This is a genomic window from Ectothiorhodospira lacustris (genome assembly GCF_022227845.1).
GTDB lineage: Bacteria > Pseudomonadota > Gammaproteobacteria > Ectothiorhodospirales > Ectothiorhodospiraceae > Ectothiorhodospira > Ectothiorhodospira lacustris.
Genome location: NZ_JAJNQN010000002.1, coordinates 251,015 through 263,692 on the forward strand (window position 1 = coordinate 251,015; position 12,678 = coordinate 263,692).

The window sequence follows — 12,678 nt, forward strand, 5'->3', positions numbered from 1 at the left end:
AGATAGGCCCGCCTCAAGGTCAGTCAAGGAACAGGGTCGTGTCCGAACATGAAACCGAACTGAGCAATCGCCCCACCAGCCGCAATCTGCGCGTGCTGGGGCGATTGCTGGGCTTTGCCAGACCCCACATGGGCCGCATCATGGCCGCAGTCGTGGCACTGGTGGCGGGTTCCGGAGCCGTGCTGGCATTCGGGGCCGTGCTGCGCCTGGTGATCGATCAGGGACTGACCGCCGGCGATGCCGCCGCCCTGGATCAGGCCCTGATGTTCTTGCTTGGCGTGGTGCTGCTCATGGCTGCCGCGGTCTCGGTGCGTATGTACCTGGTCACCTGGATCGGCGAACGAGTGGTGGCGGATCTGCGCCGGGCAGTGTTCAACAAGGTGCTGCGCCTGGATCCTGCCTTTTTCGAGGTCACCCGCACCGGTGAAGTCATCTCCCGCCTGACCACGGACACCTCCCTGGTACAGGTGGTGGTGGGCTCCACCCTGGCCATCGCGGTGCGTAACCTGCTGCTGTTCTGCGGCGGCATGGTCATGCTGTTCATCACCAGCCCCAAACTGACCCTGGGGGTGCTGCTGGGGGTGCCGCTGATCACGGTGCCCGTCTGGATACTCGGCCGCCATGTGCGTCGCCTTTCCCGCCAGTCCCAGGACCGGGTAGCCGACATCAGCGCCTACATTGACGAAACCCTCTACGGCATCCGCACCGTCCAGGCCTTCTGCCATGAAGCGGTGGACATACTGCGCTACGGCCGCCAGGTGGAACAGGCCTTTGACACCGCCATCCGGCGCACCCGTTTCAGTGCCCTGCTCAGCGGCACGGTGATGCTGCTGGTGTTCACCAGCATCAGCCTGGTGCTGTGGGTGGGCGGACACGACGTACTGGCCGGTCGCATGAGCAATGGGCAACTGGCGGCCTTTGTGTTCTATGCCGTGCTGGTGGCCGGTGCCGTGGGCGCCATCAGCGAAGTCATCGGCGAGCTGTTCCGGGCTGCCGGGGCGGCGGAACGCCTGATCGAACTGCTGGATACGGAACCCGCCATCACTCCGCCCACCCGGCCACGGGCGCTACCCGCCCCGGCCGTGGGCCGGGTGGAGCTGGAACGGGTGATGTTCCGCTATCCCTCCCGCCCTGAACCACCGGCCCTGGATGGGGTCTCGCTGACCCTTGATCCCGGCGAGAAAGTCGCCCTGGTAGGCCCCTCGGGTGCCGGCAAGTCCACCGTACTGCAACTGCTGCTGCGTTTCTATGATCCCGAATCCGGCCACATCCGCTTTGACGGGGTAGACCTTCGGGAAACCGACCCGGGCCAGTTGCGGGGACGCATGGCCCTCGTGCCCCAGGACGCGATCATCTTCGGCGCCGATGCCTGGGAAAACATCGCCTTCGGCATGGAGGGGGTAAGTCGGGAGCAGATTCGGCAGGCAGCGGACGCGGCCCATGCCAGCGAGTTCCTGGACCGCCTGCCGGAGGGCTTTTCCAGCCATCTGGGAGAACGGGGTGTACGGCTGTCCGGCGGCCAGCGCCAGCGTATCGCCATTGCCCGCGCCATCTTGCGGGACCCGGCCCTGCTGCTGCTGGATGAGGCCACCAGCGCCCTGGATGCGGAAAGCGAACGACTCGTCCAGGAGGCCCTGGAACACCTGATGGAGGGGCGCACCACCCTAATCATCGCCCACCGCCTGGCCACAGTGCGCAAGGCGGACCGGATCGTGGTCATGGACCAGGGCCGGATCGCAGCCGTCGGTACCCACGATGAGCTGGTGGCCCAGGGCGGCCTTTACGCCCGGCTGGCCGCCCTGCAGTTCCGGGAGGGATTCCCGGCGCCGACGGAGCCGGGCCGGCGAACCGGCACCGGCTAAGCCCGCGGCCGGTTCGCGCTACCCACTCAGCCCCGGACCAACAACACGTCCGCGTCCTGAATCTGATGCACGACCCGGCGTGCTACACCGCCCAGCAGGGCATCCTGTAGGCGGTTGCGGCCGTGGGTACCCATCACCACCAGTTCGGCTTTGAATTCCTGCACGGCCCGCTCCAGCACGTCGGGCGCATACCCAAGACGCAGCTCGGCGGAGAGCTGCTCCGCCGACAGGCCGCAGCCGGCCAGGAAATCCTTCAGTTCCTGCTCCTGCTCGGCGCGCACTTCTTGCTTGATCCGCGCCACCTCGCTGGCCACCACCCGGTTACGCAGCACCTGGTCCAGGGAATCCATATTGTAGGCATGCACCGCATGCAGGGTTTCGTCGGGTGAAAGGGCCGCGGCCAGGCGGAGGGCGCTACGGGTCCGCTCGGAATAATCCACCGGCACCACGATATGGCGGTAAGGCCCCTGTACCGGCTTCTTCACCACCAGGATGGGGCGATCGGCATGGTGGACCAGATTCTGGGTGGTGGTGCCCAGCAGGATCTCTTTGAAACTGCGCTGGCCGTGGGAGCCCACCACGATCAGGTCCGCCCCGAACTCGCGGGCCTCCGCCAGGATCTGCTTGTGCCCCTGACCCCGCACGCAGGAGACTTCCATGTCCAGGTCGTCAGCGGCACCCAGCGCCGTCATGCGCTCGACCATGGCCTGCTCCGTGGCCTGAACCAGATCTTCCATCAGTAGGTCGGTATCGCCCCGCACCCGCTTGAGGACGGCCTCGTCCAGCATGGGTGCATGGATCACGTTGACCACCCGCAGCCGGGCCCCTTCCGAAGCGGCCAGCTGCAGGGCACGTCGGCCGGCGTTGTCAGCGCCGGCGGAAAGGTCGGTGGCAAACAGGATCTTGCTCAGCTTCATCGTATCTCTCTCGTGCAGGACGTGGCTCTTTGCTGTCTCGGCGCGCCAGTCCACCCTGACATGGCACCGGTTGTATGGATTGTCGCACAGTTGTTGCCGGTGTCACGTGAATGGTGCGGGGCACCCGCTGCCACGGCATGGGGGATCATCGGCAATTGTCTTTTGCCAATCAGGAAAAGCCGGGGCTTGCAGTACAATGGCGGGACAGCCCCATCGCCCTTCCAGCGGCCTTGCGCCTGCGTCAGGAGCTTTTCTTGCATATCAGCCATCTCCTTATCGTGCAGTACTGCGCGATCCTGGTCTTTTCCTCCCTGTATGCCCCCCAGCCGCTGCTGCCCGTGCTGGCGGAAGCCTTTGCCGTCAGCGAGGCAAAGGCCTCGCTGCTGATTACCGTGGCCCTGCTGCCCCTGGCCATCGCCCCGGTGGCCTACGGTTTCCTGCTGCAGCGACTGTCCGCCAGACGCCTGCTGATCGGCGCCACCTGGCTGCTGGCCGTCACCCAGGTGGCGGTATATCTGGTCACCAGCTTTGAATTGCTGCTGGCCCTGCGCCTGGCGCAGGGGCTGATCATTCCCGCCATGCTCACCTCGCTGATGACCTACCTGGCCGCCAGCGCCGCGCCGGGTCAGATCGCCCGGGTGATGGCCATCTACATTGCCGCCAGTGTGCTGGGGGGCTTTCTGGGACGCATGATCTCCGGGCTGATCTCCACCCAGTTCGGCTGGCGCTGGTCTTTCCTGTTCCTGGCCGTGGCCATCGCCCTGTGCGCCCTGCTGCTGCAGCGCCTGAAGGCGGACCCGCCAGTGAGCTTCCAGCGCCTGGACCCGCGCACCATCCTGCAGGTCCTGCGGCAACCCAGCTTTCTGCGGCTTTACCTAGTGGTGTTCTGCGCCTTCGGCGCCTTCGCCTCGCTGCTCAACTTCCTGCCCTTCCGCCTGATGGAGTTGGGCACAGGGCTGAACGAGACCGGTATTGCCTTCATGTATGCGGGCTACCTGATGGGCGTCGTCACCTCCCTGCTCTCCCTGCGCATCGCCGATCATATCGGCGGCACCGTGAACACCATGCTGCTGGGCAGCGCGGTATTTCTGGCCGCCCTGCTGTTCTTCACGGGCTCACAGGTGTGGGTGATGTTCGTGGGGATGTTCGTGCTCTGCGCCGGCATGTTCCTGATCCATTCCCTGGCACCGGGGGTGCTCAATCAGGCCAGCGGCGAGCAACGGGGGGTGGTCAACGGACTGTATATTGCCTTTTACTATGCGGGAGGTACCACCGGGTCCTTCCTGCCGGGATTCCTGTATCACGGACTGGGCTGGCATGTGTACCTGGGCGCGCTGGCCATGACCCTCTGCTTTGGAGGCTGGCTGCTCTGGACCTTGAGGCGCAGCGGCTTTTGAGACCCGGCCGGATCACCGAAACACCCCTGGAGGCACGAGGAGAAACGATGAGCCAAGACACTGCCAAGCCATCCCGCAAGGGCCTGCCCCGCTGGGCCAGGCTGCTGATGACACCCCTGATCCTGCTGGTGGCCGCCGCCCTGATCTGGAGCCAGTTGCCCAAGGGGGCCTACTCCACGGACCTGAACCGCATCGGCGACGGGCGCCCTGCCCTGGTACTCACCTATGACGCCTCGTTCCTGTCCGGCATGCGGGTGATGGGCTACATGGACGAGATCCGCGATGACTACATGCCGCAGGTCCACTTCCTGGTGGCCAACCTGGGCACGCCCGACGGTCGCAGCCTGGCGAATCGACATGGGGTACGCGACGGGGCCGTGCTGCTGTTTTCAGCCCAGGGCGCACTGGTGGAACAATTGCCGGCACCGGCCGATGCCGAAGCGCTGCGCCGGGCCCTGGACGGGGCCTTCATGGCGGCCCGGTAGGCACCCGTGCGGGGATTGGGGGCGCTTGACGCCCCCGCGACCGGATCAGTGCTTGTAGCGGTAGCTGATACGGCCCTTGGTGAGGTCGTAGGGAGACATCTCCAGCTTGACCTTGTCGCCGCTGACCACGCGAATGCGGTAGCGGCGCATCTTGCCGGAGGCATAGGCCTGCACCTGCACGCCGTTCTCCAGTTCCACGCGAAAACGCTGATCAGGCATCACGTCGGTGACGGTGCCTTCCATCTCAATGAGATCTTCCTTATTGGACATAGGGGTACCTCTTTTCTGTCAGGCAGGACGAATGAGGGAATTACGGGTGCCCGGCCTGAGTGAATGTCAGCTCGGCCCACGGGGCCAGTGCTATGGGGTCGTGCGTCTGCCGGTGCAGCGCAGATAAGGTGGGGCAAGGCGATCTTGATGCCGCTTGACAGGCCTTGGTGCCCGTCGTTATGCCAAAGACCCGCGCAGTATACATGAATCCGGGCTTATTTTCAGGGGCTTACACGCGACCCCCTGAAAGGCCACCGGACAGGGGCCTCGGCATTGAAATTAAGAAATGGCTAATATTCCCCGCTTCCTTTAAAGTAAGCCGCGTTTCATAGGCGCCGGAGTTCGGCTTCGGGCGCCGCCGGATCAACAACCCACGGGCCATCCGATGACATCACAACCGAGACTGCCGCACTTCCCTGTCGCCTGGTTCGCCATGATCATGGGCCTGCTGGGCTTCGCCATCGTCTGGGACCGGGCCGATGCCCTGCTGGCCGTCCCCCCGGTCATCGGTGATGCCCTGAGGATGCTTGCAGTGGCGGCCATGCTGGCGGTGGCGGCACTCTATCTGACCAAGCTGGTTCGCTACCGGGAGGCCGTAATCAAGGAACTCAACCACCCTGTCAAGCGCAACTTCTTCGCCACCATCTCCATCAGCCTGATCCTGCTGTCCATCGCCTTTCTGGAGGATGCGCCCCGCCTCTCCCTGGCGCTCTGGTCCGCGGGCGCGGCACTGCACCTGGCGTTCACCCTGTACGTGATGTCGGTATGGATCAATCACAACAGCTTTCAGATCCAGCACATGAACCCGGCCTGGTTCATCCCCGTGGTGGGTAACATCCTGGTGCCGGTCGCCGGAGTGCACCATGCCAGCCCGGAAATTTCCTGGCTGTTCTTCAGCATCGGCCTGGTGTTCTGGATCGTGCTGCTGACCATCGTGTTCTACCGGGTGATCTTCCACGATCCACTGCCGGAGAGGCTGGTCCCCACCCTGTTCATCCTGGTGGCGCCGCCGGCCGTAGGCTTCATTTCCTACCTGAGCCTGACCGACAGCCTGGATCCCTTTGCCCGGGTGCTGTTCTACACCGGCCTGTTCCTGACCCTGCTGCTGTTCTCCCTGGTGGGTCGATTCGGACGCCTGAAGTTCTTCATCTCCTGGTGGGCCTATTCATTCCCCATGGCGGCCATGACCCTGGCGGCCATCAAGATGCACGGCCTGACCGGCGATCCCTTCCATTACGTGATCGGCGTGGTCATGATCGGCGTGCTCACCTTCATCATCGGCGCCCTGCTGATCCGCACGGGCATCGCGATCAGACGCCGGGAGATCTGCGTCGAGGAATGATCCGGCACCTCATTCCGGCGGCCCTGCCTGCGGGACATCCGCCATCTCGATCCGGATGGCCTTGCCCTGCAGCAGGGCCTCGGAGACCTTTTTGCGGGCAGAGTCCAGCATGCGGGAAAACGTGCTGCGGGACACCCCCATACTGTCCGCCGCATCCGCCTGATAGCGGCCTTCCAGGTCCGCCAGACGCAGGGCTTCCACCTCCTCCAGCGCCAGCACGACTTCCTCCAGATCCCGCAGCGGGATGCCGGCCGGCTTGAAGTAGGTACAGTCGGGACGACAGGTGATCCGGCGTGGACCGCGTGGCCTTGGCATGGGCTGCTCCGTGATGGATGCTTGTATCTATTATGGTCATATGCGCATAATTGGCCACGAATCATGATGGAGAAACCAATATGCGCATTGCCGTGACGAGCCAGAATTTTCGCACCATCACCGGTCATGCGGGCAAGTGCCGGCGCTTTCTGGTCTTCGGACCGGGCGCGGCGGATGCCCCGGAGGAATTGCAACGCCTGGATCTGCCCATGGAGATGGCCCTGCACGAACACCGGGGACAATCGCATCCGCTCTTCGAGTTGGGGCTCACGGATCTGGTCACCCAGGGGGCCGGCCCCGGCTTCATGCGGCGCCTGGCGGCTCAGGGTATTCGGGTACACGTGACCAGCGCCACGGACCCGACCTCCGCGGTGCGCAGTCTGCTGGCAGGAGAGCCCCTGCCGCAGCCACTGGAGGGGGCCTGTCGGCATTGAAGCGCCCACCGGGCGGCGCTGGAAGATGACCGGGATACCCTGCACGAGGCATGCGCCACCCAGGGCCTTATGATTTTGGTGCCTCGGACCTGTTCGAGCGGGTCTATCACCGCGGCCGCGAACTGTTCCTGGACGACCGCTTCCGCAATACACCAGTCCCCGGCACCCTGTTCCTGCACCGCAAATTCATGGGTACCTTTATGCTGTGCAGGCAGCTGCGGGCACGGGTGGATATCGGCCGGATGCTGGCAGATCACCTCTGATCCCGGGGCCGCTCGCGACGCGTCACCTTGATGCGATACATGGCCTCATCGGCCCGATTGAGCAAATCCTGGGGCTTATCTCCGGGCCGGGCCCTCGCCACGCCGACGCTGCAGCCCACATTCACCATGTGTCCCTTGGCCTCAATGGGCAGGGAGATCTGCTCTTCCGCCCGCAAGGCCAGCTTGCGGGAATCGGGCCTTCTGCCATCGCTTTCCGAAAGCAGCAGGGCAAATTCGTCCCCCCCCAGGCGGGCCGCGATATCCTCACCACGCACCAGGTTACGCAGGCGCTCCGCCACCACCTGCAGCACGATGTCTCCCGCCTCATGCCCGAGACGGTCATTGACAGGCTTGAACCCATCCAGATCCAGATAGAGCAGCGTCAGATTGCCGTCCTTTTCGCGACGTCTCTCCATATGGCGCTCCAGCACTTCCATGAACCGGCGCCGGTTTATCAGTCCGGTGAGCGCGTCATTATTGGCAAGGTCGGCCAGCTTTTGCTGTGTGCGGCGACGATCCGCCACCTCCCGGCTCAGGTCCTGGGTGCGACGGATGATGATGCCGGCGGCCAAGTTGAAGGAGCGAGCCAGATCAGTGAACTCCCCCCATAATGGCTCCTTCACGAAGACGTTGCCCTGATGCTTTCGCAGAGCCTGTGTAGCCTGGGTCAGCAGACTCACCGGCCGTGAGATCATGCGCGTGAACGCCAGAGCCATGAGCAGACAGAGCGGCAGAACAAACAGCACCATCATCAGCAGCAACCGCATCTGTTCCCTGAACGCGGCCTTCAAAACCTGAAGGGACACGTAAACCACCACTTCCCCCAGATCATGCGTCAGGGGCAACGCTATCAGCAGATGGTCACAGACACGGAGCGGCCCGGCACCGGTGACGGACGGAATCTCGCCTAGCGCACCGCAGATATCGAGATCCTGGTCGGAATCGATGCCGAAGATACGAGTGCCTTCCACACCGCTGCGCAACAGCAACAGGGTTTTTCCACCCAGGTCCTCGTAAGGGAAGTCTTCCAGCAGGGTCAGCAGATCGTCCGCCAGCACCAGCAGGTGCAAGCTGCCGATCTCGTTGTCATTAAGTACCAGGGGGCCGTTGACCCAGAGCCTGGGTGGGCCGCCCTTGTCCGACCGGAAGACCTCGATACTGATCGCCGAGCCCTGCAGATAAGGCGGCTGTATGTCGACCTCATCCAGGCGCCCGGCATGGCGCACCCCCGTCACGGGATCGCCCTGGGCATCACGAATCCAGATCCCACCGAGTTTGTCCACGGGCGCCAGGGCATCCCGCAGGATGCGCTCGATGAGGCCGCGATGGACGGGTTCTCCGGTCTGCAGATAAGCCTGCAGGCTCAGGCGCATCTGGGTGCGGCTGGCCACCAGTTCCAGGTGATCGGTCATGCGCTCGAACTCCAGGTTCAGCCGCCGCTGCTGAACCTGGGCGACACGTTCCACGCCCGCTTTCGCAAGGGACAGGGTAAGCGCACGGGTATGGTGGTACTGCGCCAGGAACAGCAATCCCTGGGGAACCAGGGCCACCAGCAGAAACGCCATCAGCAACCGGGGTCGCAGTCCCAGGCCGCGCCACCGGCGACGCACCCTTGCACGGGGTGTTACAGGCTTTTCCTGCCGTCTGGTGTCATTGCCCTGACCGGCAAGTCCCATATCAGCTGCTCCTGCGGGACGGGATCCCATCTGCAATGGCACACAATAGCGCCGTCAGAGGCCGTTGCAAATCACCGTGAACCAACAAAAGACACGCCTGCCAAACCAGAGAGTCCCTCACGGAGCATCCGGTGATGATCAAGACAAGACGTTCCCATGAACGCGGCCATGCCGATCACGGCTGGCTGCAGTCCCGTCACGCCTTCTCCTTCGCCGATTACCACGACCCGGCGTGGATGGGCTGGGGCAATCTGCGCGTCATCAACGAAGACCATATCGCGGCGGGCGGCGGTTTCGATACCCACGGGCACCGGGACATGGAGATCATCACCTACGTGATCAGCGGTGAACTGGCCCACCGGGACAGCCTGGGCAACGGCACCGCCATTCCCCCGGGCGATGTGCAGCGCATGAGCGCCGGCAGCGGCATCCGTCACAGCGAGTTCAATCACGCCCCGGACCGGGCCACCCACCTGCTGCAGATCTGGATCCTCCCCGACCGCAAGGGCATCCCGCCCAGCTACGAACAGAAACACTTTACTGACGAGGAAAAGCGCGGACAGCTACGCCTGCTGGCCTCACCGGACGGCGCCCAGGGCGCCGTGACCCTCCACGCGGATGCACGCCTGCTGGCAGGGCTGTTCGACGGGGCGGAACACGCCGAGTTGGACCTGGACCCGCAACGCAGATACTACGTGCATCTGGTCAAAGGTTCGCTCGCCGCCAATGCCCATCGCCTGGAGAGTGGGGACGCCCTGCTCCTGTCCGGGGAGACACAGCTTGTGCTGAGTGACGGCGACGCGGCCGAGGTGCTGGTGTTCGACCTGGCGGCCTGAAGGAATGCCCGCCTCGAACCTTTGTGATGCCAGCAGCTATACTCACCTTGGACAAGGGTTTCCGGAGACCGCCCGGCCATGGTCAAGGCCCAGACGCGCACACTGATAAGACGCCCCCTGGAGCAAGTCTTTCGTTTCGTTGTCGAAGACTTCGTCACCAACTACCCGCGCTGGTCGCCCGAAGTGAAAAGTCTGCGGGTGCTCACCGATGGCCCCGTGCAAGTGGGCTGGACCGGCCGTCAAGTACGGGTGGATCAGGGGCGACGCACCGAGTCCGACTTCAGGGTGATCGCGCTGGAACCGGGCCGGCAGGTGACCTTTCGTGGACTGAATGATCCCTATCGCATTGACTACCGGTTCGAACCCCGGGACCAGCACACCGAACTGCACTTCAGTTTTGAGTTGGGGAAACTGAGCCTGCCCCTGCGCCCCTTCGAGAAACTCATCCGCCTGGCGGTGCAGGAAGGCACCGAGCGGACGGTACGCAATCTCAAGGGGCTGGTCGAGGCGGAAATCGAGCCCCAGGCCCCCTCCCCCTCAGCGGCCTGAAACCTGCCCTGTTCAACCTTCAGAGTCATCGCCCCATGGACTTCATTCCTGAAAAAGACGCCTCCGGCCTGATCCCTTCCGTACTCGCCCAGATTCTGGATACCTGCGTCAACGGCGTGACCCTTTCGGACCCGGATCTACCTGACAACCCCATTGTCTACGCCAACACGGTGTTCGAGCACATGACCGGCTACACGCGGGCGGAAATCATTGGTCATAACTGCCGTTTTCTGCAGGGGGAGGACCGGGAGCAGCCGGCCATCGAGGCAATCCGCAAGGCGCTGACGGAAAGACGGGAGGTGGAAGTCACCCTGCGCAATTACCGCAAGGACGGCACCCTGTTCCATAACCGCCTGAACATCCGGCCCCTGTTCGACGCCTCCGGCAGACTGATCTATTTCCTGGGTGTGCAGTATGACGTCACCGACCTGGTGAATGCCCGGACCGAGGTGGCCCGACTGGAAGCCCTGCTCCGGCAGGGGGCTAGCCAGCCTGGCTGAAATACCTGCCCGGGCCATTCCAGCCCCTCTCCCCTCATCCCCAACCCTTCTGCCCCAAGGGGAGAAGGGAGTGTCTGTGGACGAACCCGGATTCATGCGTCATTCCCGCGCACGCGGGAATCCAGGCACTGATCGAGAATCCTCGACCCCGCTTTCGCGGGAGTGTCGGCACAGGACAGGTACTTGAGCCGCCCCCTAAACTGTGGACAAAACTGTGGATGTCATGTCGATACCCTGATCACCTTCGGGCACCGACGCCATGACAGTAAACAGAACAAAAAAATATAGCATTGATTTAAAAAGACTAAACCACTCAACACTCAAAGACTTCCGACCGCGGGAAAGGCGATCCCGAGCCAAGGCCAACCATGGCAAGCCTGTGCATAACTGCCCCTGAAATAACAGGCCCGGACGAATCTCAGGTGATGGCAGGAATGCTGACAACCTGGTTTCTTCCCTGATGCTTGGCCTGGTATAGGGCCAGGTCCGCACGTCGCAACAGATCATCGGGATGACGATCCGAAGACTGACAATGGGTCAGGCCGAAGCTGGCCGTAACACCAAACGGGACATCCCTCGCACCGCTCAGCCGGATGGCCGCCACGTCCGCCCGGATCTCCTCCCCCAGCCAGAAAGCCTGGTCCAGCAAGGTATCCGGCAGGAAGATCACGAACTCCTCGCCCCCCAGACGCGCCGAGACATCCGTGCGGCGCAAACGCGCTTTAAGGATGCCTGCGAAGGCGATCAGGACCTCATCGCCCTTGGCATGACCGTGCCGGTCGTTGATGGCCTTGAACTTATCCAGGTCCACCATGATCAGGCAGAACGGGGAGGCTGTCCTGCCGAACCGGTCCAACTCCCGGGATACCACGTCGAAAAAATAGCGCCGGTTGAACAGACCGGTCAGGGCATCGCGGATGCTCATTTCCCGCAGTTCTTGTTCCAGTTGCTTCTGGCGGGTGATGTCCATGACCAGACCATGCCAGAGGGTTCCCCCTTCAGGGGTCCGTTCCGGGGTGGACTGCCCATGCAGCCAGCGAACATCTCCGTTCACGCAGACCCGGTAATCAACGCTCCAGAACGTCTGCGTACGCTCCGACGCTTCGACACTCTGCATCACCCGTTCGACGTCATCGGGATGAAAGACGTTCAGCAGCCTGTCCAGATCATTCTCCACATCCCCGGGATCGACACCAAAGAGATCCCGCATCTGATGGCTGGCATAGGGTATGCGATAACGCCCGTCGGCACGGCGTTCAAACTGATAGATCATGCCTGGCGCCACCTCGGCGATCTTGCGCAATGTTTCTTCCACCTTCTGCTGTCGGGTGATGTCCAGCGCGGCACCGGCAATGTGCCTTAGCCGCCCCTCCTTGAAGACTTTGCGGCAGGTATCCTCAACCCAGATGTAACTGCCTTCGTGGGTCATGATCCGATAACGACGGTTAAGATCCCGGGTTGAATCCCCCTGTAGCCAGACCTCGAATTGAGCCAGGGTGGGCGCCACGTCATCGGGATGCACAAGATGGAACCACCCCCCGGAGGCGGTGAGTTTCTCGTCATCGATACGCAGGAACAGGCGTAGATTGGGTGAAATGTACTCGATGCGGTAAGGAGGGACGGCTTCGGTGTAATAAACCACGGCCGGAGACAGCCGGAGTATCTCGTCCAGCATCGCTGGGAGGCCGGAAGAATCCGTCGGTTTGCTGTCTTCGGCGTCGAACGAGGCGTTCACCGGGGTTGCCAAGAGAGATCCACCTTAAGAGGGAACCACGAATTTACCTTAGCAGATTTGCCGACATGGTAAGGCACATCATTCAAACCCTACCTGC

Annotated in this window: 14 protein-coding genes; 9 read left to right on the forward strand and 5 right to left on the reverse strand. The window is 63.1% G+C overall.

The window, feature by feature from the left end; translation table 11 throughout:
* Positions 1-38: 38 nt before the first annotated feature.
* Positions 39-1,862, forward strand: coding sequence for an ABC transporter transmembrane domain-containing protein (locus tag LQ956_RS02835; RefSeq protein ID WP_238620592.1), 1,824 nt, complete (start codon positions 39-41; stop codon positions 1,860-1,862).
* 26 nt (positions 1,863-1,888) lie between these two features.
* Here the strand turns inward: LQ956_RS02835 and LQ956_RS02840 are convergent, their stop codons facing one another.
* Entirely contained in the window at positions 1,889-2,779 is an 891-nt protein-coding gene (locus tag LQ956_RS02840) for a universal stress protein (protein ID WP_238620593.1), read from the reverse strand.
* 110 nt (positions 2,780-2,889) lie between these two features.
* On the opposite strand from LQ956_RS02840, the gene LQ956_RS02845 reads away from it, so the two are divergent.
* Entirely contained in the window at positions 2,890-4,176 is a 1,287-nt protein-coding gene (locus LQ956_RS02845) for an MFS transporter (RefSeq protein ID WP_347402031.1), read from the forward strand.
* 47 nt (positions 4,177-4,223) lie between these two features.
* Positions 4,224-4,661, forward strand: a complete 438-nt coding sequence (locus tag LQ956_RS02850; RefSeq protein ID WP_238620594.1) for a hypothetical protein — start codon at positions 4,224-4,226, stop codon at positions 4,659-4,661.
* Between the two features lie 45 nt (positions 4,662-4,706).
* On the opposite strand, the gene infA is transcribed toward LQ956_RS02850, so the two are convergent.
* The gene (infA, locus tag LQ956_RS02855; RefSeq protein WP_008930796.1) at positions 4,707-4,931 is read right to left on the reverse strand and encodes a translation initiation factor IF-1; all 225 of its coding nucleotides are present in this window, start codon (positions 4,929-4,931) and stop codon (positions 4,707-4,709) included.
* 385 nt (positions 4,932-5,316) lie between these two features.
* Between infA and LQ956_RS02860 the strand changes: the two genes are divergently transcribed.
* Positions 5,317-6,273: an SLAC1 anion channel family protein gene (locus tag LQ956_RS02860; RefSeq protein WP_238620595.1), complete on the forward strand. Its 957-nt coding sequence runs from the start codon at positions 5,317-5,319 to the stop codon at positions 6,271-6,273.
* Positions 6,274-6,282: 9 nt separating this feature from the next.
* Here the strand turns inward: LQ956_RS02860 and LQ956_RS02865 are convergent, their stop codons facing one another.
* On the reverse strand, positions 6,283-6,588 hold the full coding sequence (locus LQ956_RS02865) for a DUF134 domain-containing protein (protein ID WP_238620596.1): 306 nt from the start codon (positions 6,586-6,588) through the stop codon (positions 6,283-6,285).
* A gap of 80 nt (positions 6,589-6,668) precedes the next feature.
* Between LQ956_RS02865 and LQ956_RS02870 the strand changes: the two genes are divergently transcribed.
* Entirely contained in the window at positions 6,669-7,022 is a 354-nt protein-coding gene (locus tag LQ956_RS02870; protein WP_200171391.1) for a NifB/NifX family molybdenum-iron cluster-binding protein, read from the forward strand.
* 50 nt (positions 7,023-7,072) lie between these two features.
* Entirely contained in the window at positions 7,073-7,285 is a 213-nt protein-coding gene (locus LQ956_RS02875; RefSeq protein WP_347402210.1) for a hypothetical protein, read from the forward strand.
* Here LQ956_RS02875 and LQ956_RS02880 read toward each other — a convergent pair.
* Positions 7,276-8,961 (reverse strand): GGDEF domain-containing protein, encoded by a 1,686-nt coding sequence (locus LQ956_RS02880; RefSeq protein WP_238629359.1) that lies wholly within the window; start codon positions 8,959-8,961, stop codon positions 7,276-7,278. The two genes, LQ956_RS02875 and LQ956_RS02880, sit on opposite strands and share 10 nt — an antisense overlap.
* Before the next feature lie 134 nt (positions 8,962-9,095).
* Here LQ956_RS02880 and LQ956_RS02885 point away from each other — a divergent pair, with 134 nt between their 5' ends.
* The 3 genes from LQ956_RS02885 to LQ956_RS02895 all read left to right on the forward strand — a co-directional run bounded on the left by LQ956_RS02885 (position 9,096) and on the right by LQ956_RS02895 (position 10,846).
* Positions 9,096-9,797, forward strand: coding sequence for a pirin family protein (locus LQ956_RS02885; protein WP_238629360.1), 702 nt, complete (start codon positions 9,096-9,098; stop codon positions 9,795-9,797).
* Positions 9,798-9,875: 78 nt separating this feature from the next.
* Positions 9,876-10,346, forward strand: a complete 471-nt coding sequence (locus LQ956_RS02890) for an SRPBCC family protein (RefSeq protein ID WP_238620599.1) — start codon at positions 9,876-9,878, stop codon at positions 10,344-10,346.
* A gap of 35 nt (positions 10,347-10,381) precedes the next feature.
* Positions 10,382-10,846, forward strand: coding sequence for a PAS domain-containing protein (locus tag LQ956_RS02895; RefSeq protein ID WP_238620600.1), 465 nt, complete (start codon positions 10,382-10,384; stop codon positions 10,844-10,846).
* Between the two features lie 418 nt (positions 10,847-11,264).
* On the opposite strand, the gene LQ956_RS02900 is transcribed toward LQ956_RS02895, so the two are convergent.
* On the reverse strand, positions 11,265-12,593 hold the full coding sequence (locus LQ956_RS02900) for a sensor domain-containing diguanylate cyclase (RefSeq protein WP_238620601.1): 1,329 nt from the start codon (positions 12,591-12,593) through the stop codon (positions 11,265-11,267).
* Positions 12,594-12,678: the final 85 nt, after the last annotated feature.